We start from the raw sequence: 23,999 nt of genomic DNA, 5'->3' as shown, positions 1-23,999 counted from the left end.
GATTCTCTTGAACAAAGAAATTATCCATGACAGAAAAATCAGAGGTCCCAGCTGTTGCAACACCACCAGCTGAGCAAAAAAACACCACAAAGACTAGTCATATTGAGCTAAAAAGCCCGTTATTGGACTGCTTGGTTATCTATACCAAACTCAATCGTAAGCCCTATACAAAAGATGCCTTAATCTCCGGCTTACCGATTCAAGACGAAAAAATAACTCCGGAAATTTTCCAGCGTGCTGCGGAAAGAGCCAACTTAAACGCGGCCTTCAAACAGCGTAAACTTGACGATATTTCCAATCTTGTACTGCCCTGCATTTTGGTGCTGAAAGATCGCCAAGCGTGTATTTTAGATTCGATCGACAAAGCACAGGGTACCGCGAAAATATTATCTCCAGAAACGAGTTGCGATGGCTTAACAGAACTGAGCTTGGAGAAGTTGGAACAAGATTTTACTGGCTATGTTATCTATCTAACACAGAAGCATAACCTGGAGAAAAAACAAGAAAATTTACTTGGCTTTGAAGAAGGCCATTGGTTTTGGAGCACCATGTGGCAGTCAAAATCAATTTATCGTGATGTGTTAATTGCCTCTTTTTTAGTCAACCTTTTCATTATCGCAACACCCCTGTTTGTGATGAACGTGTACGATCGAATCGTCCCGAACAATGCCGTCGAATCCCTCTGGGTTTTAGCCATCGGGATTATCGTAATTTATGTTTTTGACTTGGTGCTCAAGTATCTGCGCTCTTACTTTTTAGAAATTGCCGGTAAGAAAAGCGATGTCATCATGTCATCTAAACTATTTGAACAAACGCTCGGTTTAACCATGCCAAATCGTGTTGGTTCAATTGGCGCTTTTGCCAATATTTTGCGCGAATTTGATAGTATCCGTAGCTTCTTCACTTCCGCCAGTGTAACTGCGATTATTGACTTGCCTTTTGTTTTGATTTTCTTGGCAGTAATCTATTTCATCTCCGGTTGGATTTTTTTGGTTCCGCTGGCAATTATTGTCATTATCATGCTTTATAGCATCGTCATGATGAAACCGATTCAGCGCAGTATTGAAGCCACTTATGAAGCAAATAACGAAAAAAATGCGATTCTGATTGAAACGCTGACCGCCATGGACACAATTAAATCCATGGGGGTAGAAGCTCGCTCGCAATGGCAATGGGAGCAAGCCGTTGGAGAAATTGCTCGTGTCGGCCTAAGATCGAAAATGTTGCAAGCCTCAATTGGTCGTGCAACCGAGTTTCTTTCTCAATTAAGCACGGTGGTGATTATTATCGCTGGCGTTTACATGATTACCGACGGCGATTTAACCATGGGTGGTTTAATTGCTGCGGTGATGCTTGGACAACGTGCCGTAAGCCCTATGGGGCAATTTGCCAACTTGGCGACATCCTATTTGCAAACACGCACTGCCTTAACCTCGCTGAACAACTTAATGGAAAAAGAGGTTGAACGCCCAATTAAAAAGCGTTTTATCCAACACCCTAACTTTGAAGGCAAGATTGAATTTATTAACGTTACCTTCACCTATCCGAACGAAAGTAAGCCGGCTCTCCACAATGTCAGCTTTACCATCAACCCACAAGAGCGCGTAGGAATTATCGGGCGTATCGGCTCTGGTAAATCGACTATTCAAAAGCTGATACTGGGCTTCTACCGACCCGATGAAGGCAGTATTTTAATTGATGGCATCGACATTACCCAGCTCGACCCTGCCGAGCTACGCCGTAACATTAACTATGTTCAGCAAGATGTCACCTTGTTCAGTGGCGATGTCCGAGAAAATATCGCCTATCGCGCGCCTTTCATTGATGATGCCAAAATTTTACAAGCAGCTCGTACTGCTGGGGTGGATGACTTCGTTAAACTACACCCTGCTGGCTACAGCATGCGCATTACCGAAGGCGGTAAATCGCTCTCCGGTGGCCAACGCCAAAGCATCGGAGTTGCGCGCGCACTGTTGATTGATGCACCAATATACATGTTCGATGAGCCGACTAATGCCATGGATGCCAAATCAGAACAGATTTTGATTGAACGCCTTAGCGAAAGTCTGTCTAAAAACACCTTACTGGTCGTTACTCACAAAATGAGCATACTGCAACTAACCGATCGTTTGATGGTTATGGAAAATGGTAAATTGCTTGCAGACGGTTCTAAGAAAACGGTTCTGGAAGCTTTGAAAGCCGGCAAAATTCAAAAGAGTCAGTAATCAATGAAACTAGCAAATATAAAAACAGCGTCTCAGCAACAATTGGCCACTGAATCCACTGACAAAGACAAAATTCAATCGAAAGACATTGAATTTATGTCCAGCCTAAGCCAAGCCAGCTTGGAAAAACCGACTTTCCGTTCACAATTAGTGGTTTGGATTATCTTATTGGTTGTCATCTGGTTGCTTGCTTGGGCGAACTATGCTGAATTGGACAAAATCATTCGTGGCGACGGTAAGGTCGTTCCTTCCACACAAATTCAGGTCATCCAAAACTTGGAAGGCGGTATTGTTGAACAGCTGTTTGTTAAATCTGGTGATAAGGTCGAAAAAGGGCAAACTCTGCTAAAACTGGATAATACTCAGTTCGCCAGTTCATTTGGTGAAAGCCAAATTCGCGAATCGCAACTTATCGCGCGAGCACAACGCTTGGCTGCCGAAGCGAATGACAAAAAATTAAACCCACCAACAACATTTACCGATCCAAAAATTCAAGATTTGTTTAATCGCGAATATGAGCTTTACCAAACACGACAAAAGCAATTCACCAGTAACGATACAATTATTGTTGAACAGATTGAACAGAAGAAAATGGAATTGAATGGTACTTACCAACAGCAGACGCAATTAAAGCGGTCTTTAGACCTAATCACCCAAGAAGTGAATCTAATGCGCCCATTGGTTGCCAAAGGCGTTGCCTCAGAGGTTGATTTATTGCGTTTGCAACGTGATCAAAATGAAGTTTTATCCAAGCTGAAAGACGTACAAAGCACCATTCCGCAATTACGTTCCGTCATTACCGAATACCGTGCCAAACGTGTCGAAGCGAAAGAAGACTTCATGAATCAATCGCAACAGGAACTTAATGATGTCCTGTCTGAAAAAGCCCAATTGGAGCAATCTAAAGTGGCATTAGAAGATCGTGTTCAGAGAACTGACGTCAAATCACCCGTGCACGGAACCATTAAACAAGTCTTTGTGAATACCATAGGAGGCGTTGTTCAGCCAGGTAGTAATATGGTAGAAATTGTTCCTGACGATGACACCTTGGTATTAGAAACTCGAATTAAACCTGCCGACATCGGCTTCTTATACCCCGGTTTAGCCGCTAAAGTAAAATTCACAGCTTACGACTTTGCCATCTACGGCGGCCTTGACGCTAAAGTGATCAGCATTTCGGCCGATACGATCAACGATGAAGAAGGCAATAGTTATTATTTAGCTAAAATTGAAACCGTGCGCAACCACTTGGGTACCGAAAAAGACCCGCTGTACCTTCTTCCTGGGATGACCGCCAATGTGGACATCATCGTCGGTAAACATACGGTTCTAGACTATATTCTTAAACCCATTATCAAGGCCAAAGACCTTGCCTTGAGAGAATCATAAAATCGGACGATCACTACGTAAAAATAAACATATTAATAATATTAATTAGTGATTTTGGGCAAGAAAAGCTACCATCTTGTAATTCTGTAGGCTATTCTACGCATTGCATATGGCAACATTTTACATATAAAATATTGGTACGATTGTAGATGAAACCTCTTTTACTGTTTATTAAAGACCAGAATGCGCGGCATAACTGGTTAACGGTTTGCGAGGATGAATGTTTTGAGGTTGAAAGTTTAGCCCAATTAACCCAACTACTGGGCAGTCAGAGTGAACAGCAATTACTATTTATTCAAATAAATGATGATGTTACAGTTAACAATATTATTGAATTTGCTAAATTAGGCTTAGGCATTGTCGCGCTGAGTAATACACCCAACGATGCCGAAGGCATCAGGTTATTCCAGAATGGTGTTCGTGGTTATGCCAATACTTTCGCTGCTAAACCGCGTATTGAACAAATTATTTCTACCGTAAAAGCCGGCAGTATCTGGCTTGGGCCGTCAATTATGCAAGCGATGTTTGCTTCGTTATTGCAAAATAAACTGCCAAATAACGAATGGCAAAAGTCGCTGACTGATAGAGAAATTGAAACGACTAACCTCGTTTTAGAATCGATGAGCAACCGCGAAATAGCTGAGAAACTTGGCATTACCGAAAGAACCGTTAAAGCGCATCTGCGGAATGTCTTTGAAAAACTAGAAGTGACAGACCGACTTTCTCTAGTTTTAAAAATAAAAAATTGGTCGTAAACTAACAAACTTACTCTTTAAATACATTAGATTTTGGACTGACAGAGACGATGATTATGAACAAACGCATACCAAAACTACTTCTCGCACTAAGCAGTGTGATAGCAATCAATGGTTTCTCGACTTCTGCGCAAGCAATTGAGTTAGTACCAACCGTTGAAGATGCAATCTTACATAGCCCAGAATTCCGTCAACAGGTTAAAGAAAAGCAAGGTGTGCAAGCAGATCTTCGTGGTGCTGAAGGCGGCTGGCTTCCTTCTGTTGACTTAGCAGCCGGTATTGGCAAAGAAAAAATCGAAGCCGATGCTTTCGCTACCGATTGGGATGAAACACGTCGTGAAGCGTCCATTCGTGTTACTCAAAACTTATTTGAAGGTTTTGGCACTCAAAATGAAATTAAACGCCAAGAAGCGCGTTTAGAATCATCGCGACATGCTACCGAAGCTGCAGCAAACAAAATCGCTTTGGATATGGTTACCTCTTACATGAACCTTCTTAAAGAGCAACAGTTGCTTAATCTTGCCGAAGAAAACCGTTTAACTCATGAACGCATTCTTGACCAGATTATTCAACGTAGCCAAGCGGGCGTAGGTAACCAAGTTGAAGTTGATCAAGCAAAAGCTCGTTTGGCATTGGCTAATGCGAATGTAACTGCATCGAAAAATAACTACCAAGACGTGTTAACTCGTTTCCACCGTGTTCTAGGCCGTTTCCCTGATAGCGATTTGGTAAAACCGAACATGGACATCAACATTCCAAATACATTGGAAGAAGCGATTAACACTGCGCTGATGCTTCACCCTACATTGCGCTCAGCTAATGCGGATATTTCAGAAGCTCGTGCACAATACCAAGCAGCGAATAAATTGATGTATCCTCGCGTTGATATTGAAATTTCACAAACTTATGACGACAACGTAAACCGTGTTCAAGGTGAATACAAAGATTTCCAAGCAATGCTTCGTTTACGTTACAACCTATTTAACGGCGGTAAAGACCAAGCAATTATTGACCGCACTGCCAGCGACATTTATCAATCTGCAGAAGTACGCAATAATACTCGTCGTGAAACGATTGAAAATCTACGCTATGCATGGGAAGCAACAAACTTCCTAGGCGAACAGTTGATTTTCCAACAACAACAAATTGACTCCACTTTGGAAACCTTAAAAGGTTATCGCCAACAGTTTAGTCTAGGGCGTCGCTCATTGCTTGACCTATTGAACACCGAAGATGAATACGTTCGTGCAAAAATCGGTTTCATTACTAGCGAAACCGATTACATGGTTGCTAAATTCCGTGTGCAAAATGGAATGGGAACCTTAGTCGATACCCTTGGCATCAAAGTCAACTACGACCAAACCGTTGCTCAAAAATAAATTTTTAGTGCGGTAAAAATCAAAAAAGCCTGAGGTTCGTTTTTACCTCGGGCTTTTTTATTACCGTTTAATACGTTTTACCAATCGTGCTGACCGCGTTTTAACTAAGAAAAGTCAGAATAAATCTCCGACAAAACAATGCTCACTTTGCTCTATCTAAAGCCTTCTTACTTAACCAGCCTTTATTAAATCAATGTTCAAACAATCGAAACAACGAAAGCAAGATAAATTTGATAAATCCCCATCATCATCACCGATAGCCCCGCGATGCTTTTCACCCAAACATTACGACTTAACCGAGTAAAAAAGAAAGCGAATGCGCCCATCAACAGCAAATTAGGCAGAGTCCCTAAGCCAAACGCCAGCATCACCAATGCACCCTCTAAGGCTCCGCCAGAGGTTAACGCCAGTATCAACATACTGTACACCAAACCACAAGGTAACCAGCCCCATACAAGGCCATACAAGCCGGCCTGTCGATAGTTTTTAACCGTCCGCATTCGTTGGGCAAATGGAGCCAATTTATGCCACAGGCTCCGCCCAGCAAGTTCAATCAGCACCAAGCCTCTCCACCAACCAGCCAGATACAAACCAAGTGCCAACATAAAAATTCCAGCGGCCATCTGTAACCCTTGCTGCAAAGGCAAAAAACTCGCCAAAGAGTGATTGAGTAACATTCCCAAAGCGCCAAACAAAGCACCAATTACCATGTAACTTGCAATTCGTCCGGCATTATAAGCCAACTGAAACGGCAGCATCCGCCACCAACTCGACTGATTACGCACTTCCAAACTAAAAGCCAAAGCGCCGACCACTCCTCCACACATCCCTAGGCAGTGCACGCCACCCAAAAATCCTGTCAGCAGAGCCGCAAAATAAATACTTTCTATCATCCGCTTTAAAAGAGATCCGCTAATCGCTGCGAAAGACGGTAGCTTAACGCTTCGGCAAGATGCTCAATCTTCACTCCGTCACAGCCCGCCATATCGGCAATGGTTAATGCCAAACGTAAAATACGATAATAACTGCGTGCTGACAGGCCAAAACGTTTAATCGACTGAGCAAGCAAATCCTGGGTACTCGCATCGAGCTTAACCAGCTTATTAAGTTGTCGATTGGATAAATGCGCATTTAAACACGCTTGTCGAGCAAACTGACGCTGCTGATTAACCGTAACGCGTGCACGAATCTGTGCACTACTCTCTCCATCCGGCCTGGCACTCTGCAAAGATTCAATATTGACCGCAGGAACTTCAAGATGACAATCAATTCGGTCCAACAAAGGGCCTGATAGTTTTTTGAGATAACGTGAAATTTGTGCCGGCGTATCTTTACAGCGTCCTAAAGGATCATCAGGAAAGTAACCGCTTGGAGTCGGATTGAAAGCCGCAATTAACTGTACCTGCGCAGGGTAGGAAACCTGCTGTTGTACCCGTGCAATATCAACTCGACCAGTCTCCAAAGGTTCACGCAACGCTTCTAACACATCACGATTAAACTCCGGTAACTCATCCAAAAACAGCACACCGTGATTGGCTAGAGAAATCGCGCCGGGCTTAGGAAACTTTCCGCCACCAATGACCGCGGCGGCCGAAGCAGAGTGATGTGGCGACAAAAACGGACGATGATAGAATCGTTCAATTTCCAAGCCTCCGCCAGCCAATGAGCGTAAAGAAGCATTCTGTAACGCTTGTTGCTCATTTAAGGGGGGAAGTAAAGTAATCAGGCGTGCCGCCAACATACTTTTGCCCGCACCAGGCTCACCGACCATCAACAATGAATGACTGCCAGTCGCACAAATCTCCAATAAGCGTTTCGCCTGAACCTGCCCTTGTACATCTGATAAACAGAGTTCATATGGTTGATCAAAATACTGCCTTTGCTGAACAACTTCTTCAGAGAACGGAGCTTGTCCAACAAGAAATAAACTGGCTTCCCGTAAGCTTGCAGGGCAGGCGATACTTAACTGCGGTGAAGTTTGCGCTAACAACTGCTGCTCGGCACGATTCGCCTCGGGAATAAGAGCTTGGCCCTCATCATGTGCTAACTGCAATAAGCTAGGTAATAGACCATTCACCGGCATTAACTCGCCCGTTAAAGCCAGTTCACCATAGAGTTCGATTTGTGGATTCAGTACCGCAGAGATTTGCTCAGTCGCAATTAAGATACCAATCGCAATGGCCAAGTCATAGCGACCGCCCGTTTTGGGAAGATCTGCCGGTGCCAAATTAACGGTGATTCGTTTTGCAGGCATCTCAAATCCGGAGTTCAGCAAAGCGCTGCGAACCCGCTCTTTACTCTCCTTAACCGAAGCTTCCGGCAAGCCAACAATCGATAAACAGGGCAATCCGGAACTAACGTGCACCTCAACAATGACGCGCGGTGCGTCCATTCCCAAGATGGCTCGACTATAAACTCTGGCTAACCCCATATAAACATGCTTAAAGGTCTACTTGGCGTTCAAGTTCATTGACACGCGCCTCTAAAGCTTCAAGTTTGGCACGGGTTTTGGCCAACACCGCTTTTTGAACCTCAAACTCTTCACGCGAAACCATTTCTAAGCGCTCCAACGCGCGCTGCAAATTAAGTTGCAACTGCTTCTTACCTTCTTCGGGTAACTCAGCAAACCCCGGTGGAATAACTTCAGCGAGTTTTTTGGCCGCTTCTTCGATAAATGCAGGATTAAACATTATGCCTCCTAACGCTTGATTAAACGTAACTATACCCACTCAACTTCATTAAGGCTAGGGCAAAAATGACCTGGGTTGATTTTGGGGGAATTTTTCCTTTAAAGAACGTATTTTTGCGTTCTCAACAGCGTAAAATTATTGATTTTAATCTTTAGGAAATACAGAGCGACTGAATCCCTTCAGCGGATAACAGCTAGATAAAATTAGCCTAAGCATTACGGCCTAATTTTGTCAGATGTCGAGACCATATCTATACGCTGCCTTGCTACTCATTTTTGCTAATCGAACCCGCTTTGGTTGATCTAAAAAAAGAGTGATTGATTTTGTATTTAAATTTTACAAACAAAGGCCGTTAATAAAATGAATGCGACCCTAAACCAAAAAAATGATAACCAGAAGTAGAATTTACTTACCGCTTAGTTTTATAAGATGATATGTTTGCTTAAAATAACAAAAAAACAAGGGAAATAGCCATGTACCGCATCCAAGACAGTCCAAAGGTTGCTCTACGTCTTTTTCAATACATAAAAGCCGCATTTGAAGAACAGGACATTAATCCGATTCCGCTCAATTATTACCTTTGGTATCAATACTATAAAGGCGATAACCCGCAATTCCGACAAGAGATGGACGCCATCTTAAAAGATGAAATGGGCTACAGCGACCGGATTGGACGCCGTCTTTATAACGACTATTTTGCCGTCGATACGACCACTTCTGAATTTGACAAGGCGCTCCGCCGACTAATCAATTTGATGGTCAAAAAAATCCATGTTTGGAACGAAAAACTCGATACCCATTCCCACGAGCTGGAAGACTCTACCGCGCGTCTGAAAGAGCAAAATTTAAATATTGATGATGTACGCCAAATCACCAGTAATGTGCTGAATACAGCCAACTCTATGCAACAGACCAATATCGAATTTCAACAAGCGATGTTGGAAAACTCCCAAGAAATACAGAAACTCAGACAACAACTTCTGGCCGTTCAAACCGAATCGTTACAAGATGAATTAACCGAAGTGGGGAATCGTAAAGCCCTCAATATGGCGATGGAACAGGCACTCGAAGAAGCCAAAGAGTATGGAACAAAATTCTGTTTGGTCATCACCGACATCGACCATTTCAAGAAATTCAACGACACCTACGGTCATCTTATCGGTGACAGTGTATTGCGTTATTTTGCAAAGGTCATCAAACGTAACCAAGGCTCAAATGAGCAAATTTTTCGTTACGGCGGTGAAGAATTTGTCTTAATTCTTAAAAACACAACACTGCAAGAAGCCTACCAGCGCGCAGAAGATTTACGCAACCAAGTCTCCAGTGCGCATCTAAAGCTAAAAAATTCTAATCAAGAAATTAAAATGATTACTGCCTCATTTGGTATCGCCGAACTGCAACCTGAACAAGACAATCAAGACAGCATATTTGCCCGTGCCGACAAAGCGTTATACCAAGCTAAACGAGAAGGACGCAACCGCGTTATAACCGAACAGGACGAATAATACCCACGGTTCTTTAAGGCGTTTGCTTTGTAGCCTCAGACTGATAATCTTTTTCCATAACGCCAGCATTCAAAACACGTAGTTCATTTTTACGGGCATTCAGCTCAAGCCGATTGGTATAAGGCGCGGTATATAACACATAAACCGCGCGATTACGGCTCTTACTCCACGTCTCACGCATAAACAGCTTCTGGCCTTTCAGACTTAATTGATTTAAAGCCCGTTGCGCGGCTTCTTTCGAAAAGAAAGCACCCGCTAAAAGGTATTTCGGCGTGTCTAAAGCAACCGAAATCGGCGTGGTATCATCCGGTATCACCTCAAAGTCATTCATTGTGCCGTAAAAAGTTATTTCCGGATCCGCATACAACTTCGCCGCTTCAGGCATCGGAAGAGCATCAACAAAGATACCGGCATTCGACTCCTCATCCACCGTTTCTTTCGCAAGCGAAGACACCGACGAGGATGGCTGAGTCGGTTCGCGCAACCAATCTAATGGCTCCTTATCTCTAGGCAAGGAAGCACTACTAACCTGACTCTCGGCTTTAAACTCTTGATGTGTTTCTATCGGCCCGTCCGGCAGGAGAAACTCAGCTGAGGCCGCCGCATTTTGGGCCTGGGTTAAAGCTGCTTTTTCGCTCGATTTAATGCCAAAACTCGCAAAATGCGTAACCACCCAAAAACCTAAGAAAAACAGTGCCAGCACTAATAGCATCGACAGCCACAAACTACGACGACCACTACGCTTATCATGCCGAGTTTGCCGCGCAGAATGGGAGTCGAGCATTTTTTCTTGTCGTGGTCGATAATCGCGAGCCATACAACTACCTAAGTTTAAAATGACTAAATCACATAGATTGCGGTGCAGAAACATCCAACAATGCTAAACCATTCTTCAGCACCTGCTTAACCGCGCTGATTAGGGTTAGACGCGCTTGTCGTAACGGCTCATCTTCCACAATAAACTGACTAGCGTTATAGTACGAGTGCAATGCATTTGCCAAATCCTTTAAATAATAGGCAATCTGATGTGGCTCATACACCACCGCAGCACGGGCAATAATTTCTGGATATTTGGCCAACTCAATCGCCAACGCGGTTTCATGTTCAGCGGTCAGCAATGACAAATGACTCATCCCCTGCTGAAGATCGAGCGTATACCCTTTTTCGATTACTTGTTCTAACACCCGACAGATACGCGCGTGCGCATATTGAATGTAATACACTGGATTATCATTGGATTGCGACTTCGCCAAATCCAAATCAAAATCCATATGCTGCTCAGATTTACGCTGCACGTAAAAGAACCGCGCCGCATCCACACCGACTTCATCACGCAATTCACGCAAAGTCACAAACTGACCACTGCGCGTTGACATCTGGACTTTTTCAGCACCGCGATACAAAACCGCAAATTGCACCAACAACACTTCTAACTGTTCAGGATTGGTTCCCATAGCATCCATGGCTGCGCGTACGCGTGGAATATACCCGTGGTGATCAGAACCCCAAATATCAATCAACACATCGAAACCGCGTTCCAGCTTATTAAAGTGGTAAGCAATATCAGAAGCAAAATAGGTTTTCAAGCCGTTATCGCGCACGACAACGCGATCTTTTTCATCGCCATAATCGGTCGAACGGAACCATAAAGCACCGTCTTTTTCATAAATTTTGCCGGCCTTCTGCAATTTCTCTAAGGCCGCATCAATCACACCAGTATCCATTAACGAGCGCTCTGAAAACCAATTATCAAAGCGTACTTGAAAACCTTCCAAATCATCTTTAATGTCCGCCAAAATGGCATTAATCGCAAGCTGCAATACCGCAAAATATTGGCTGCCCAACAAATGTTTGGCTTTCTCAATCAACGCATCAATATGCTTTTCTTTGTCGCCGTTTTCTTGCCCTTCATCCGGAATGATTCCTGCAAACACTTCAAACGCGGGTTTTTGCAAAATTTCAGAAAATTGCGAACGCAGTGCATCAGCAATCTCAAAAATATAATCGCCTTTATAACCGTTGCTTGGGAAAACAATCTCCTCGCCGCACTGCGCCAAATAACGCAACCAAACCGAAGTCGCCAAAATATCCATTTGCCGCCCAGCATCGTTGACGTAATATTCACGACTCACCACAAAGCCTGCGGCATCCAACAAATTCGCGACACTCGCACCATAAGCTGCACCACGACCATGCCCAACGTGCAATGGGCCGGTTGGATTAGCCGATACAAACTCAACCAAAACAGACTTGCCTTGACCCACATTACAACGACCAAAATCTTCGCCTTGCGCAAATACCTTTGCAACCACATCAAACTTAGCGAAATCATTAACAAAAAAGTTAATAAAGCCAGGACCAGCGATTTCTACCTTGTCGATAATCGGATTATCTTGCAACAGTTCGATGATTTTCTGTGCCAAATCACGCGGCGGCATCCCAGCTTGCTTAGTCAACATCATCGCTAAATTACTCGCAAAATCACCATGCGCTTTATCGCGAGTGTTCTCAACATGGATGCGCGGCGCGACATCTTCCGGAATCACACCTTGATCTTTAAGTTGTTGCACCACATCGGTCAAAATTTGCGCAAGTTGTTGCTTCATGGGCTGTTCTCTTTCAATAATATGCAAAAGTTAAAATAGCGTGTTAAGGCGATTGACAAGACAACCAAACCGCCGGCTAAAACCAAACCGGATATGATAACCGATTTCCCTACAGATGGCTTAGATTCCAACGGATATTGTTGCCACTAAGTCAACGCCATAATGGATTGATACCCTCAAATAAAAAATTGCCAAGCCTACAGCCAACAACCGCCTCTCTGAAAAAACAAAAACCGCTTACCCAAAAAGGCAAGCGGTTCAAGGTAAACAGGGTATCGAATTCAACCACACTGTTTGGCGCTTAGAGTGAAAATTTCACCATTACGCCTCAGTGGTTTTTTTAGCCGCCGCTTTTTTAGCCGCCGCTTTTTTAGCGGGTGCTTTTTTGGCGGGTGCTTTTTTGGCGGGTGCTTTTTTAGCAGGGGACTTCTTAGCTACCGCTTTCTTTGCAGGTGCCTTTTTTGTAGCGGCCACTGCTTTTTTAACCGGCGCTTTTGCAGCACTTGCTTTTGCTCGCCCACCGCGACGTTTTGGCTCTGGCGCCTCATCCAAGCGCTTAATACACTCTTCCAAGGTTAATTGCTGCGCATCTTCATCCTTAGCAATTTTGGCGTTTTTCTTAGTGGTTAAATCCGTAATATACGGTCCCCAACGCCCTTTAAGAATTTTAACATCGCCATTTTCTGCAAAAGTTTTTACGATTTTTTCTGCCTCAGCCTGAATCTTAGCCTCCACCAGTAAGACCGCTTCTTCGAGCGTAATACTTAACGGATCATAGCCTTTAATCGGTGCATATTGCTTTACGCCATACTCCAAATAAGGACCAAACGGCCCTTGCTTAGCAATCAACGCCTGGCCTGCTTCAACCGAAAACTGCGAACCATCCACCGCCGTAGCACTGTAAGATTCAGGCATATCACCGACATGACGCGGCAACTTAAACAACTCTAAAGCGTCTTCCAGTTTGAGTAAATCCATCTTCTGCCCAGGCATTAAACTGGCAAATTGCGGCTTCTCTTCGTTTTCGCCGTCGCCCAACTGCACATAAGGCCCAAAACGACCAATTTTGACGTACATCGGCTGGCCGCTTTTTGGATCATTGCCCAATAAGCGCGCTTGTCCAGCCTCTTCTCGCGAAACATCTTCCGCCGATTCAACTTTCGGATGAAATTGGCTATAAAACTCCGCCAACATATCCTGCCAATGCAATTTACCTTTGGCAATTACGTCAAATTTATCTTCCACCTTAGCGGTAAATTGATAATCCAGAACATCGCCGAAATGCTTGGTTAAAAAATTGGTGACGACACGTGCAATATCGGTTGGAAACAGTTTATTCTTTTCTGAACCGGCCACTTCCGTTAAGGTTTGCGCATCCATACCGGCAGCATTAAGAGTTAACTGGCGATATTCTCGCGGTGTACCTTCGCGATCCTCTTTAACCACATAACCACGCTGCTGCACGGTATCAATGGTGGGCGCATAGGTAGATGGGCGACCAATCCCCATCTCTTCAAGCGTTCGTACCAAACTGGCTTCGTTATAACGTGCCGGCGGACGGGCAAAACTTTGACGTGCAGCCAGTTCGCCGAGTGCCAATGCCTGTCCGACGCGCATCGGAGGTAAAATGCCCTCGTCTTCTTTATTGCCAAAATCGTAAACTTTCAAAAAGCCATCAAAGGTAATCACCTCACCTTTGGCAATCAACTTATCCTCGACCAAATTGCTAATCGCAATTTCCACCGTAGTACGTTGCAATAATGCATCCGCCATCTGCGAAGCAATGGCCCGACGCCAAATCAACTGATAAAGACGCTGTTCATTACGTTCGCCATCAACGGCATCAACATTAAAGTCGGTTGGACGAATCGCTTCATGCGCCTCTTGCGCATCGGCATTTTTCGTCTTGTAGCGGCGACTATGACTGTAGTTTTGACCATAGTTTGCGCTGACCACGTCTTTGGCTTGTGCAATCGCCGTTTCCGACAAATTGACCGAATCGGTACGCATGTAAGTGATTTTTCCCGACTCATACAAACGCTGCGCAATCATCATCGTCTGCTTTACCGAGAAGCCCAGTTTTGACGCGGCTTCCTGCTGTAAAGTCGAGGTTGTGAACGGCGCTTTAGGGGTACGTTTTGCGGGTTTCTCTTCCAGTGACTGAACACTCAATTGCGCTTTGCCTAGCGCCATCAAAAACACTTGCGCTTGTTCTTCAGTATCAAAACTGGCGTTGCGTTTTACATCAATGTTGCCACATACCGCGCCAGTTTCATCCAGCAAGTCCAATTGCCCTTGAACTTTAAAACTGTAACTGGCTTCAAAAGCTTCGATTTCTAACTCGCGCTCAACAATCAAACGTACCGCCACAGATTGAACTCGTCCAGCAGACAAGCCCGTGCGGATTTTTTTCCATAAAATCGGCGACAGCTCAAAACCCACAATACGATCGAGAATACGCCGCGCCTGCTGTGCGTTCACCAAATCCATATCGACCAGACGCGGATTTGCCACCGCATGTTGAATAGCCGGTTTTGTGATTTCATGAAACACAATACGCTTGGTGTGCTTAACATCCAGATTTAATGCTTCCGCAAGATGCCAAGCAATGGCCTCCCCCTCGCGGTCCTCATCCGTTGCCAACCAGACCGCATCAGCCTCTTTGGTTAGCTTGCGTAACTCGGCAACATTTTTCTTTTTATCGACCGAGATTTCATAATTTGGCTCAAAACGATTCGCCAAATCAATGCCCATGCCTTTCTTTTGAATATCTCGGATATGGCCGTAGCTTGAGCGCACAACAAAGTCTTTGCCCAAATACTTTTCAATGGTTTTAGCCTTGGCCGGCGACTCCACAATCACCAAGTTTGTCATATAGTTCCAATACGTGTTTTCTCAAAGCCAATTTTGCCAGAGGTTTGAAGGATTCATCTTTTTTTAGGGTGCATAATTTTTTTCAGATTTGCAATCAATTTTATTTACGCACCGAAAATTTCAACGTCATCAACGCAAACGCTGCCAACGCCCAAGGGAAAGTTTTTCAATCAGTCCTTTGATTTCCAATAGGGTTAATTCGGTCTGCAACGATGAAATCGGCATTTTGCTCAATACCACCAATTCATCCAACGAAATCGGTTCAAATTCAATCAACTGCAACAGTTGTTGCGCCGATTCACTCAGGCTCTGCTCTTGCGACTGTGCCAATCGAGGCGTTGAATCCGCCTCAAAAGAGAGTGATAATTGTAAAATTGCACCCAATTCGGCAAACACATCCTCGCCGGATTCAACTAACTTAGCGCCTTGCTTTATCAATTGATGACACCCTTTGGCTTGCGGATTATGAATCGAACCCGGAATAGCGAACACCTCACGCCCTTGTTCATTGGCGGTACGCGCTGTAATCAACGAACCACTGTTTAAACTGGCTTCAACCACTAAGGTGCCAACACTCAAACCGCTGATAATCCGATTGCGCTGCGGAAAGTTACGCGCCAAAGGGCGCGTGCCCAATGGATATTCCGAAATCATCGCCCCTTCCGCCGCAATTTGCCGCGCCAAGGTTTGGTTTTCCGCTGGATAAACCCGATCCAGCCCAGTGCCCAATACCGCAATCGTTTTGCCGCTGCCTTGCAAACCGCCTTGATGCGCTGCCGCATCAATACCGGCCGCCAACCCTGAAGTAATCGTCAACCCCTGCTTAGAGAGAAATGTCGCAAAATCTCGCGCATTCGCCAATCCGGTTTTCGAGGCATTACGACTGCCAACCAGAGCGATCTGAGGATCATTCAACAAAGCGACTTGGCCTCGCACCGCTAAAATCGGCGGCGCATCGTCAATTTGTTGCAAAAGCGACGGGTAATCGCTATCCCAATAAGTCAACCAAGACTGCTGGAAACCGCTGTTGTCGGCTTGCCATGCCAGCGCTTGTGCAACCAAAGGCTCTGCAAAACTCGTTGTAATCTGCTGCATTTGCCAAGCGTTAAAACCCGCAACCTGTTGGATTTGCGAATCACTGGCCTTCAAAGCATCCACAAAACTGCCAAACTGTTCAAGCAAGGCTTGCAGCTGGCTGAGTTTCGGCTGCGCTTGGTGCAGGCGTAAAAGTTGTGGGAGTTCTAAAAACGCAGACATAAAATTCAACTTACAATTCCGCTATAATGCACACCATTATGAATCATTCAGACTGTAACGGCCAATCCAGCCTGCAGAAAAGTACATAGCAAGCGGTAAATAACACCCGAGTTTACCGCCCTCGGAAGCAAAAGAGCATCTTAATGGAAAAACACGCCGATTTACTGGACATTGTTCTCTACCCAGACCAAGGCTTACGTGACATGTGTAAGCCGGTAAAAATGATGGATGACCGCATCGACCAACTTATTGACGATATGTTCTACACCATGTACGACGCGCCGGGCATCGGCTTAGCCGCGCCGCAAATTGCCGTGCAAGAACGCGTCATTGTGGTCGATGTATCAGAAAGCAAAGACCAACCGATTGCCTTAATCAACCCCAAAATTCTGCAACAAAGTGGCCGTATTACTTGGGAGGAGGGCTGTCTTTCATTACCAGGTGTGTACGGCAAAGTAACCCGTCCAAGCGACATCTTAGTCGAAGGCATGAATCGCGATGGCAAAATTATTCAAATCGAAGCCAGCGAGCTGCTTGCCGTCTGCCTGCAACACGAAATCGACCACTTAAACGGGGTGATGTTTACCGACCACCTTTCCAATCTCAAGCGCACTCGCGTGTTGCAAAAATACCGTAAACTGCAGGCACAAGGCGAAAACGAATGACTCAACCTCTAAAAATCATTTTTGCCGGCACGCCCGAATTTTCTGTCGCACCGCTGCAAGCTTTGTTGGACTCTGAACATCAAGTCATTGCGGTATACACTCAGCCTGACCGTCCGGCGGGACGTGGACGCAAACTCACCGCCAGCCCAGTCAAAGCACTCGCCCTACAAAACCAGTTGCCGGTTTATCAGCCTTTAAGCCTAAAAGAGCCCGCCGCACAAGCTGAATTAGCGGCTTTGGACGCAGACATCATGATTGTCGTCGCCTACGGCTTGATTCTGCCCAAAGCGGTCTTGGAAATGCCCAAACTCGGCTGTTTGAACATCCATGCTTCTCTTCTGCCGCGTTGGCGCGGTGCTGCACCGATTCAGCGCGCGATTCAATCTGGGGATGCCCAAACCGGCATCACCATTATGCAGATGGATATCGGTTTGGATACCGGTGATATGCTCTATAAAATTACCACCCCGATTGACCATCAAGACAACGCGCAGATTTTGCATGACCGCTTAATGGGAATGGGCGCAACGGCGATTATAGAAGCCTTATCGAACTTACCCGAACTGCAACAAAACGCACAAGTACAAGACGAAACTCAAGTCACTTATGCGGAAAAACTCAGCAAAGCGGAAGCGCAAATTGATTGGCACAAATCCGCACAAGAATTACAACGTGAGGTTCAGGCTTACAACCCTTGGCCTGTCGCTTTTTGTCAATTTCAAGAACAGCCACTGCGTATTTGGAGCAGCCGTGTTATCGACAGCAAGACGGACAAAAGCGCCACTCCAGGCACGATATTAGCCATCCAAAAAGACGGTGTTCAGGTGCAAACCGGCAAAGGCATTTTGTGCCTTATGCAAGTCCAACCCGCAGGTAAAAAAGCGATGGCCGCATACGACTTTGCGCAAGCGCGCCAACTGCAAGGACAACAACTGCAATGAGTTCACCGCAAACCAACAGCGGCGTACATACCCGTTTCGTTGCTTTAAAAATGTGTTTAAACGTGATTGAACATGGTCGTTCCCTGAGCCAGGTTTTGCCCGAAGGCTTGGCGCAATTTGAAGACCGCCGCGAACGTGCTTTTGTGCAAAATCTGGTGCTCGGCACGCTACGTTGGCAGTTCCGCTTGATGGCCATTCGCGATCTGCTGCTCAAGAAAAAACTCAAAGCGAAAGACGAAGACGTTAACCAACTGATTCTCATCGGTCTGTTTCAATTGCTGTATTCAGAAACTGCAAATCATGCGGCAGTTTCCGAAACCGTCAATGTCAGCGCCAAACTCAAAAAGCCTTGGGCAAAAGGCTTGGTGAACGGTTTATTACGGAACTTCATGCGCGAACAAGAGTCTATTTGCGCCGCCGTGGATCTCAAACCAGCACAAAAATACGCGCATCCCCAATGGTTTTTTAAAGCCATGCGTGAAGCTTACCCAGACAATTGGCAATCGGTATTAGAGGCCAATAACCAAATCGCGCCGCTGACTTTACGTAATAACGCCTTACAACAAACACGCGCACAGCTGCTCGACATTCTCACTCGCGCCGAAGTAGCAGCCAGCGCACATCCGCACTGCTCGCAAGGGATTGTCTTAACGCAAAGTTGCGACATAAGCCAACTACCCACTTATCATGAAGGCGGTTTTAGCGTACAAGATGCCGCCGCACAACAGGCTGCATTCTTACTGCAACCGCGGGCTGGAGAACGAATTTTAGATGCCTGCGCCGCACCAGGCGGTAAAACCAGCCATCTGCTCGAATCAGCGCAAGGCGACTTAGATTTACTGGCTTTAGAAAAAGAGCCCGAACGCTTAGACCGTTTAGCAGAAAACCTGCATCGCCTAAACTTACAGTGCGACTATCGTGTCGGCGATGCTGGGCAACCACAAGCCTGGTGGGACGGTCGTCAGTTCGACAAAATATTGCTTGACGCCCCCTGTTCTGCAACCGGTATTATTCGCCGCCATCCAGACATTAAATGGCACCGTATTCCTGAAGACATTGATGAATTAGTCGAGATTCAACAGCACATTTTGGACGCCCTTTGGCCCACTCTTAAGCCCGGTGGACAGATGCTATATGCCACCTGTTCGGTATTACCGCAAGAAAACAGTGAGCAGATGCGCGCTTTTCTAGCACGCACCGCCGATGCAAAATTGCTGCCATTGAATGTCACATGGGGGTGGCCTGGCAGCCAAATCGGTCGTCAGATTCTTCCCGGCCAAGACGGCATGGACGGTTTCTACTACTGTCTGCTGCACAAGCAAAACAGCTAAGGATCAAAACCGACTATGAGGTTGCGCATTGTCACAGCATCTTTTCTATTGAGTGTGATAGCCAGCCTCTTATTGCCGTCATTTAGCCACGCCGAAGCGCTACAAAAACCCTTGCGACTTGACCCTTTTTCACAATTAACCGCTACCGAAGACAACGCGCCCAACACTTTACCAAACAGCGAAGCGCCACAAAGCCGCATCTTAAATATTGATTTAGACGAGATGCTTGCCGAGCAAAGCAGTGTATTGGATGCGGTCAGCCAACCGGGCATTACCCTGCTCAAAGTTGTTGATTATCGTGACCATATGCAACTTAAAATCGACTCCATCAGCCGTTTTAAACTCGGTAAAACGCAAATCGACGCCATTAATCACGGCATCAGTTTAAAGTTTAGAACCGAAATTTTACTCACCGAAGGCAGTTCATTTTTAGGAATACCCTATCAGCGCACGCGCAAACACGTCCGCTACCATACCGAATTAACCAGCTTCGGGCTAAACCGCCAATATGTGCTGTTTAACAACCGCAATGACAAACGGCAGCGCTTCAGTTCGATTGAACGTGCTTTGGAGACCATGGGCACCTTGGAAGATTTTGAAATCGCCAGCCTAAAAGAGTTACACCCCACCCAAAAATATCGCCTACGCGTGCGTATTTATCTGGATTACTGGGCATTACCATCGCCATTACTGCTGGACGCGCTACTCGACCCAACTTGGCGCTTAGACAGCGACTGGTTTGAGGTTAACTTAACCACCCCATTAAGTTGGCAATAACGGAAGAACAACATGGCGGCATTTGGACGTTTTATCAAACAATTTGGCTGGGTCAGCCTGCTTTTCAGTGTGCTGATGCTGATGCTGGTGATGATGAGTCAGATTCTACAAAATGCCTCTAAATTTGAAGAAGCCTACTCAGTATTGCTGGTCATTACCTGGCTAGGTGTCGGCGTCTTATTGTTTTTATTTTTCCGCGCGCTCTGGATTCTTTACCAGCAATTCAAGCAAAATATCCCAGGCATCAAAATCACCATTCGCCTGACCGTTTTAGCGACGCTATTAATGGGTGTACCGGCGATTACCATCTTTGCGTTTTCCCTTAACTTCATTCAACAAGGGATTAACCAATGGTTTGATGTCACCACCGAAGAAGCCCTAAATAAAGCGGCCAACTTAGCATCGGTCACTTTAGACAATAAAACTCGCGACAGCTTAAAACTCACTCAGAGCGTGGTCAGTCAACAGCAGATTGGGCTTGAATTCAATCCGATTCTAACCGTTGACACCATCCGTATTTTACTGAATGCGCAAGAAATCGCCCTCTACCAAACCAATCAACAACTGGCCGCTTTTAGCGCACAAGACAACACGCAAATTTTACCTAACAGCGCGCCAGGCGATAATCTGTTCCAACAGGTTCGAAAAGAAACCCCCTACGCCGCAATCGAAACCATTCCCGGTGCCACAAACAAAGAACAGTTTGTGCGCGTCTTTATTCCGGTTGGCCGCTCGCTCAATTCACAATACGCCCTGCAGGCGATTTTTCCGATTCCGCAAAACATCACCGAACTCGCAGACTCAGTCTCAATTGCCGCGCAACAATATAGCGAACTGTCCTACCTCAAAGGACCATTAACCACCAGCTTTACCTTAATCCTCTCAATGGTGGTATTACTCACCTTAGTGACCGCTGTGCTGTTTACCGTGCGCGCCGTGCAAAACTTTACTAGCCCAATTCGCACCTTAGCACGTGGAACCAAAGCGGTTTCGCGTGGCGATTACACGATTCATATGCCCGTCAAGCAGCAAGATGAATTTGGCGAATTGATCATCTCTTTTAACGACATGATTCAGCGTATAGCACAAGCACGTAACGATATTAAACTCAGCCATCAACAAGCCGAAGTCCAAAAACTGTATTTGCAAGCGGTCATCCAAAACTTAACCAGTGGCGTGATTACCATGGACACCCAACAGCAAATTCGCACGCTTAACAGTGCGGCAGAGCGCATTCTCAACATCAAAAGCGAACAGTTACTGGAAAAAAGCATGCCATCATTGGCACAGGCCAAATCATTGGAAAACCTATCCGATGACGAAGCTATGCAGCAACAGAGCCTAAAACTTCTGATGGCGCAAATCGTGCAACAATTTGCAGAACTCGACAGCAATAAAAACCTCAGCGACAACAGTTGGAGTATGCAGTACGAATTTCAATCGCCAAACAGCCAACAAATCTTGCTATTGCATGGCTCGCCGCTGCCAACCCTAGATAAAAAAGCCGCCGGTTATATTATCGTTATCGACGACATTACCCAGCTCGTGCAAGCGCAAGTTAACGCCGCATGGAGCGATGTGGCGCGCCGTTTAGCACATGAAATCAAAAACCCTTTAACCCCCATTCAACTCTCTGCTGAGCGGCTAAACTTTAAATTAAGCGAGCGCTTACAGGGTGATGACCGAGATTTATTAAACCGTTTAACGCAAACCATTATCGAACAAGTTGCCACCATGCAAACGCTGGTACAAGCTTTCAGTGACTACGCCAATACCCCCGAAGTTAAACTCCAGCGCACCGAGCTCTGTAGCCTAATTCACGGCATTACCGAAATGTACCAAGATCCGAATGCCGCATGGCGTGTGGTGTCGCATATCGACCAAAACTGTCCTTTAGTGCTGGCAGATAAATCTCGACTACGCCAACTGTTCCATAATCTAATTAAAAACGCGTTGGAAGCCTGCGAAGAGATTGCCGAGCCGAGTGTCGAACTCAATGCCTCAGTGACGGCCGAAAAAAACCTTGAAATCACTGTTTGCGATAATGGGCCGGGCATTCCGCGTGAAGCACAAAACTGGATATTTGAACCTTATGCAACCGACAAACCCAAAGGCACGGGCTTAGGACTCGCCATAGTACGTAAAATTGTCGAGGAGCATCATGGGCAAATTCGAGTCAAGACTTCACCCATGCAAGGCACCTGCTTTATAATCACTCTACCCATCTTAGCAAGCGAGTAACCATGAAACCCGGCAAACTGCTGATCGTTGACGACGAAAAAGACATTCGTAACCTAATGCAAGAAATCTTTGCCGAAGAAGGTTACAAAGTAACCACCGCGGCCAATGGCGTGCAAGCCAAACAAGCATGGCGCGAAAGCCTGCCAGATATTATGTTTCTTGATGTCTGGATGCCGGATGTGGATGGCATCAGCCTACTTAAAGAGATGCAGCAAGACGCCTATTTGGAACACACTAAAGTCATTATGATGTCCGGCCACGGCACCATCGAAACCGCGATTGAAGCCACCAAACTTGGGGCTTACGACTTTCTCGAAAAACCACTCTCGCTGGCCAAATTGATTGTCACCGCCGAACGCGCAATGGAAAACATTCGCCTCAACCAAGAAAACCGCCAGCTCAAACAAAAACTCCCCGAACAATTCCTACCGATTGGCAAAAGCAAAGTGATGATTAGCCTGCGCGAAACCATCGAACGCCTTAGCAAATTCACTATGCCGGTACTGATTGAAGGTGAGTCTGGCAGCGGCAAACATCATTTAGCACGCGCGCTGCATAAAACCAGCAGCCGCAAAGACGATGCAATCGTTGAACTCTCCGCTTATGACTTCAACCGCCACCTTGAGCAGATGCAAGAAGCCGCGATTCTGCAACAGCTACGCCAAGCGGATATGGGGACTTTGGTCATTGCCAATATCGAACAACTCAGTCTGGATGCTCAAAATATTCTCACCAATCTTATCCAAAACAAGCAACTGCAGTTGGACGAACAGAGTATTTCGTTGGATATTCGTATTATTGCGCTGAGTCGCGGCGATTTAGAATGGGCGGTAGAGCACAATAAATTCCGCGAAGAGCTATACCAGCGTTTAAAAGTCATGCCGATTGCCATTCCAGCACTACGGCAACACACCGAAGACATTCCAGAACTACTCGATTATTTCACCAACCATTATGTGACCCATGACGCTTTAGAATATCGTCATTTCAGTGTGCCCGCGCAAAATATCCTGCGCCAGTACGCTTGGCCGGGCAATTTAAAAGAGCTACAAAATTTAGTGCAACGTATCTTAATTTTAGGCAGTGGCGAAATCACCGATGAAGAAATTCGCAGCTACTTAAAAGAGGCGCAAATTGACACCAATCAGATGGCCAGCATCGATACCACCGTTAACTTAAAAGAGGCCAAGGATCGTCTGGAAGCCGCGTATTTGTCACAACTCTTACGCGAGACCAGCGGCAATGTCGCGGAAACCGCGAAACGCTCCGGTATCGACCGAACCAATCTATATCGGAAATTGAAACATTTAGGGATTGACCCAAAAAATCCAATATGACGGATTTTCTCTTTCACTCCTGTAGGT

The 23,999-nt window shown here is 45.7% G+C and carries 18 protein-coding genes; 11 read left to right on the top strand and 7 right to left on the bottom strand.

The genetic code is table 11. From position 1 onward, the window contains the following. Positions 1–26: 26 nt before the first annotated feature. The 4 genes from HRR27_RS01310 (at position 27) to HRR27_RS01295 (ending at position 5,748) form a co-directional block, all read left to right on the top strand. Entirely contained in the window at positions 27–2,225 is a 2,199-nt protein-coding gene (locus HRR27_RS01310) for a type I secretion system permease/ATPase (protein ID WP_173269712.1), read from the top strand. Positions 2,226–2,228: 3 nt separating this feature from the next. Then, the gene (locus tag HRR27_RS01305; protein WP_243830859.1) at positions 2,229–3,614 is read left to right on the top strand and encodes an HlyD family type I secretion periplasmic adaptor subunit; all 1,386 of its coding nucleotides are present in this window, start codon (positions 2,229–2,231) and stop codon (positions 3,612–3,614) included. A gap of 149 nt (positions 3,615–3,763) precedes the next feature. Continuing rightward, on the top strand, positions 3,764–4,369 hold the full coding sequence (locus HRR27_RS01300; RefSeq protein WP_173269709.1) for a response regulator transcription factor: 606 nt from the start codon (positions 3,764–3,766) through the stop codon (positions 4,367–4,369). Between the two features lie 56 nt (positions 4,370–4,425). After that, positions 4,426–5,748, top strand: coding sequence for a TolC family outer membrane protein (locus tag HRR27_RS01295; protein WP_173269705.1), 1,323 nt, complete (start codon positions 4,426–4,428; stop codon positions 5,746–5,748). A gap of 197 nt (positions 5,749–5,945) precedes the next feature. On the opposite strand, the gene HRR27_RS01290 is transcribed toward HRR27_RS01295, so the two are convergent. The 3 genes from HRR27_RS01290 to HRR27_RS01280 are packed head-to-tail and all read right to left on the bottom strand — an operon-like array spanning position 5,946 to position 8,438. After that, a complete protein-coding gene (locus HRR27_RS01290; protein ID WP_173269702.1) occupies positions 5,946–6,641 on the bottom strand; it encodes a sulfite exporter TauE/SafE family protein in 696 nt (231 codons plus the stop codon). A 5-nt stretch (positions 6,642–6,646) separates the two neighbouring features. Then, positions 6,647–8,179, bottom strand: a complete 1,533-nt coding sequence (locus HRR27_RS01285) for a YifB family Mg chelatase-like AAA ATPase (RefSeq protein ID WP_173269699.1) — start codon at positions 8,177–8,179, stop codon at positions 6,647–6,649. A 10-nt stretch (positions 8,180–8,189) separates the two neighbouring features. After that, positions 8,190–8,438: an accessory factor UbiK family protein gene (locus tag HRR27_RS01280; RefSeq protein WP_173269695.1), complete on the bottom strand. Its 249-nt coding sequence runs from the start codon at positions 8,436–8,438 to the stop codon at positions 8,190–8,192. Between the two features lie 473 nt (positions 8,439–8,911). On the opposite strand from HRR27_RS01280, the gene HRR27_RS01275 reads away from it, so the two are divergent. Next, positions 8,912–9,943 (top strand): GGDEF domain-containing protein, encoded by a 1,032-nt coding sequence (locus HRR27_RS01275; RefSeq protein WP_173269692.1) that lies wholly within the window; start codon positions 8,912–8,914, stop codon positions 9,941–9,943. Between the two features lie 13 nt (positions 9,944–9,956). Here HRR27_RS01275 and HRR27_RS01270 read toward each other — a convergent pair whose 3' ends face one another. The 4 genes from HRR27_RS01270 to dprA all read right to left on the bottom strand — a co-directional run bounded on the left by HRR27_RS01270 (position 9,957) and on the right by dprA (position 16,680). After that, positions 9,957–10,760: an SPOR domain-containing protein gene (locus HRR27_RS01270; protein ID WP_173269688.1), complete on the bottom strand. Its 804-nt coding sequence runs from the start codon at positions 10,758–10,760 to the stop codon at positions 9,957–9,959. A 28-nt stretch (positions 10,761–10,788) separates the two neighbouring features. Then, positions 10,789–12,549 (bottom strand): arginine--tRNA ligase, encoded by a 1,761-nt coding sequence (argS, locus tag HRR27_RS01265; protein ID WP_173269685.1) that lies wholly within the window; start codon positions 12,547–12,549, stop codon positions 10,789–10,791. 321 nt (positions 12,550–12,870) lie between these two features. Then, complete coding sequence (gene topA / locus HRR27_RS01260) at positions 12,871–15,423, bottom strand: type I DNA topoisomerase (protein ID WP_173269681.1); 2,553 nt, start codon at positions 15,421–15,423, stop codon at positions 12,871–12,873. Between the two features lie 129 nt (positions 15,424–15,552). After that, complete coding sequence (gene dprA / locus HRR27_RS01255) at positions 15,553–16,680, bottom strand: DNA-processing protein DprA (protein WP_173269677.1); 1,128 nt, start codon at positions 16,678–16,680, stop codon at positions 15,553–15,555. A gap of 143 nt (positions 16,681–16,823) precedes the next feature. Between dprA and def the strand changes: the two genes are divergently transcribed. The 6 genes from def to HRR27_RS01225 are packed head-to-tail and all read left to right on the top strand — an operon-like array spanning position 16,824 to position 23,972. Next, positions 16,824–17,345, top strand: coding sequence for a peptide deformylase (gene def / locus HRR27_RS01250; protein ID WP_173269673.1), 522 nt, complete (start codon positions 16,824–16,826; stop codon positions 17,343–17,345). After that, positions 17,342–18,286, top strand: a complete 945-nt coding sequence (fmt, locus tag HRR27_RS01245) for a methionyl-tRNA formyltransferase (RefSeq protein ID WP_173269670.1) — start codon at positions 17,342–17,344, stop codon at positions 18,284–18,286. The genes def and fmt overlap by 4 nt, the downstream gene beginning before the upstream one ends. Then, positions 18,283–19,617, top strand: a complete 1,335-nt coding sequence (gene rsmB / locus HRR27_RS01240; RefSeq protein ID WP_173269667.1) for a 16S rRNA (cytosine(967)-C(5))-methyltransferase RsmB — start codon at positions 18,283–18,285, stop codon at positions 19,615–19,617. The genes fmt and rsmB overlap by 4 nt, the downstream gene beginning before the upstream one ends. A 15-nt stretch (positions 19,618–19,632) precedes the next feature. Continuing rightward, positions 19,633–20,394, top strand: a complete 762-nt coding sequence (locus tag HRR27_RS01235) for a DUF4390 domain-containing protein (protein ID WP_173269664.1) — start codon at positions 19,633–19,635, stop codon at positions 20,392–20,394. A 12-nt stretch (positions 20,395–20,406) separates the two neighbouring features. After that, positions 20,407–22,635, top strand: coding sequence for a sensor histidine kinase (locus HRR27_RS01230; RefSeq protein ID WP_173269660.1), 2,229 nt, complete (start codon positions 20,407–20,409; stop codon positions 22,633–22,635). A gap of 2 nt (positions 22,636–22,637) precedes the next feature. Then, the gene (locus tag HRR27_RS01225; RefSeq protein WP_173269658.1) at positions 22,638–23,972 is read left to right on the top strand and encodes a sigma-54-dependent transcriptional regulator; all 1,335 of its coding nucleotides are present in this window, start codon (positions 22,638–22,640) and stop codon (positions 23,970–23,972) included. Positions 23,973–23,999 lie beyond the last annotated feature (27 nt).

This window comes from Thiosulfatimonas sediminis, from assembly GCF_011398355.1.
In the GTDB taxonomy this organism is placed as follows: Bacteria; Pseudomonadota; Gammaproteobacteria; order Thiomicrospirales; family Thiomicrospiraceae; genus Thiomicrorhabdus; species Thiomicrorhabdus sediminis_A.
This window is presented reverse-complemented; position numbering and strand designations above follow the sequence as displayed.

Coding starts and splice junctions, on each gene's coding strand:
- def (WP_173269673.1), top strand. CDS start 16,824: ATGGAAAAACACGCCGATTTACTGGACATTGTTCTCTACCCAGACCAA.
- HRR27_RS01230 (WP_173269660.1), top strand. CDS start 20,407: ATGGCGGCATTTGGACGTTTTATCAAACAATTTGGCTGGGTCAGCCTG.
- dprA (WP_173269677.1), bottom strand. CDS start 16,680: ATGTCTGCGTTTTTAGAACTCCCACAACTTTTACGCCTGCACCAAGCG.
- HRR27_RS01285 (WP_173269699.1), bottom strand. CDS start 8,179: ATGGGGTTAGCCAGAGTTTATAGTCGAGCCATCTTGGGAATGGACGCA.
- HRR27_RS01295 (WP_173269705.1), top strand. CDS start 4,426: ATGAACAAACGCATACCAAAACTACTTCTCGCACTAAGCAGTGTGATA.
- HRR27_RS01300 (WP_173269709.1), top strand. CDS start 3,764: ATGAAACCTCTTTTACTGTTTATTAAAGACCAGAATGCGCGGCATAAC.
- HRR27_RS01280 (WP_173269695.1), bottom strand. CDS start 8,438: ATGTTTAATCCTGCATTTATCGAAGAAGCGGCCAAAAAACTCGCTGAA.
- fmt (WP_173269670.1), top strand. CDS start 17,342: ATGACTCAACCTCTAAAAATCATTTTTGCCGGCACGCCCGAATTTTCT.
- argS (WP_173269685.1), bottom strand. CDS start 12,549: ATGAAGCAACAACTTGCGCAAATTTTGACCGATGTGGTGCAACAACTT.
- rsmB (WP_173269667.1), top strand. CDS start 18,283: ATGAGTTCACCGCAAACCAACAGCGGCGTACATACCCGTTTCGTTGCT.
- topA (WP_173269681.1), bottom strand. CDS start 15,423: ATGACAAACTTGGTGATTGTGGAGTCGCCGGCCAAGGCTAAAACCATT.
- HRR27_RS01275 (WP_173269692.1), top strand. CDS start 8,912: ATGTACCGCATCCAAGACAGTCCAAAGGTTGCTCTACGTCTTTTTCAA.
- HRR27_RS01235 (WP_173269664.1), top strand. CDS start 19,633: ATGAGGTTGCGCATTGTCACAGCATCTTTTCTATTGAGTGTGATAGCC.
- HRR27_RS01270 (WP_173269688.1), bottom strand. CDS start 10,760: ATGGCTCGCGATTATCGACCACGACAAGAAAAAATGCTCGACTCCCAT.
- HRR27_RS01225 (WP_173269658.1), top strand. CDS start 22,638: ATGAAACCCGGCAAACTGCTGATCGTTGACGACGAAAAAGACATTCGT.
- HRR27_RS01305 (WP_243830859.1), top strand. CDS start 2,229: ATGAAACTAGCAAATATAAAAACAGCGTCTCAGCAACAATTGGCCACT.
- HRR27_RS01310 (WP_173269712.1), top strand. CDS start 27: ATGACAGAAAAATCAGAGGTCCCAGCTGTTGCAACACCACCAGCTGAG.
- HRR27_RS01290 (WP_173269702.1), bottom strand. CDS start 6,641: ATGATAGAAAGTATTTATTTTGCGGCTCTGCTGACAGGATTTTTGGGT.